We start from the raw sequence: 534 nt of genomic DNA, 5'->3' as shown, positions 1-534 counted from the left end.
TTGCCATCACATAGTCGAAGTATATGTGTCTATGAAGAAGTTCATTCAATCAAAACCAAAGAAAAACCAGAAACACATGCGTTGTTCTTGAAAAAGTTAGCGCAAGTACTGCCACAGGATTGTAAGCCTATCATTGTCACGGATACAGGTTTTAAGACACCTTGGTTTCGCAGTGTATTAGCACAAGGTTGGGACTTTGTTGGTAGAACACGTTTGCCAAATTTTTACTCTGTTGACGAAGAAAGTTGGCAATGCATCACACACCTTTATAAAAAAGCGACAAGACATGCTCAAGCGTTTATTGGCTACATTGCTCGTAGAAACCCTCTGAAGTGCCAGTTAGCTATATACAAGTGAAAGGAAGAAAGTCACTAAATCGTTCGGGAAAACCAAAACAATCAAAGCATGAAAAAGTGCATATTAAGCCCGCCAGAGATCCATGGCTTATCTCTAGCTCACTTCCTTATTCACGCAACTTTGCAGCGAAGCTAGTCAATATTTACCAGTTAAGAATGCAGATAGAAGAAGGGTTCA

Annotated in this window: 2 pseudogenes; both read left to right on the top strand. The window is 39.9% G+C overall.

Annotated elements, in window-relative coordinates:
* A pseudogene (locus tag N482_RS25175) lies at nt 1–357 on the top strand (transposase); the annotation flags it as partial.
* Nucleotides 354–534 (top strand): annotated as a pseudogene (locus N482_RS25510) (transposase); the annotation flags it as partial. The pseudogenes N482_RS25175 and N482_RS25510, both read left to right, overlap by 4 nt.

This window comes from Pseudoalteromonas luteoviolacea NCIMB 1942, from assembly GCF_001625595.1.
Classification (GTDB): Bacteria; Pseudomonadota; Gammaproteobacteria; order Enterobacterales; family Alteromonadaceae; genus Pseudoalteromonas; species Pseudoalteromonas luteoviolacea_A.
This window is presented reverse-complemented; position numbering and strand designations above follow the sequence as displayed.